Source organism: Parapedobacter tibetensis (genome assembly GCF_024704835.1).
In the GTDB taxonomy this organism is placed as follows: Bacteria; Bacteroidota; Bacteroidia; order Sphingobacteriales; family Sphingobacteriaceae; genus Parapedobacter; species Parapedobacter tibetensis.
Genome location: NZ_JAMXBE010000070.1, coordinates 1 through 499 on the forward strand (window position 1 = coordinate 1; position 499 = coordinate 499).

Below are 499 nucleotides of genomic sequence, written 5' to 3' on the forward strand. Positions count from 1 at the left end.
CTCGCCAGGCATCAGGCACAATGGATCGACGGGATCGACTCCGTTAACCAGTACTTCCGCGATGTCGGCTTCGGTAGCGGCATCGTTGATCGTGAAGGTAACCGTCTTGCGGTCGCCCTCGGCGCTCTCGCAAACACCGTCTCCGCTAACACCCACGCTGTAGGTATAAGTGCCCGGCATCAGTTCACCGAGGTTCAAGGTACCGTTTGCACCGCCGGCAACCATGTCGCCGTTCGTGTCGTACCAGTGGAACACCTCGTTTTCGATCGTGCTGGTCGCGCTCAGCGTGGCCGTCAATACGACTTCCTCGCCAGGCATCAGGCACAATGGATCGACGGGATCGACTCCGTTGACCAGTACGTCCGCGATATCTTCCGGCGTAGCCGATGGGTTGATCGTGAAGGTAACCGTCTTGCGGTCGCCCTCAGTAGTCTCGCACACACCGTCTCCGCTAACACCTACGCTGTAGGTATAAGTGCCCGGCATCAGTTCACCGAGG

At 58.9% G+C, this 499-nt stretch carries 1 protein-coding gene; it reads right to left on the bottom strand.

Annotated features, from left to right (window positions below; genetic code table 11):
* Positions 1-499 (bottom strand): hypothetical protein (locus tag NF543_RS25305; RefSeq protein ID WP_257957590.1); only part of this gene is annotated, 499 nt, incomplete at both ends.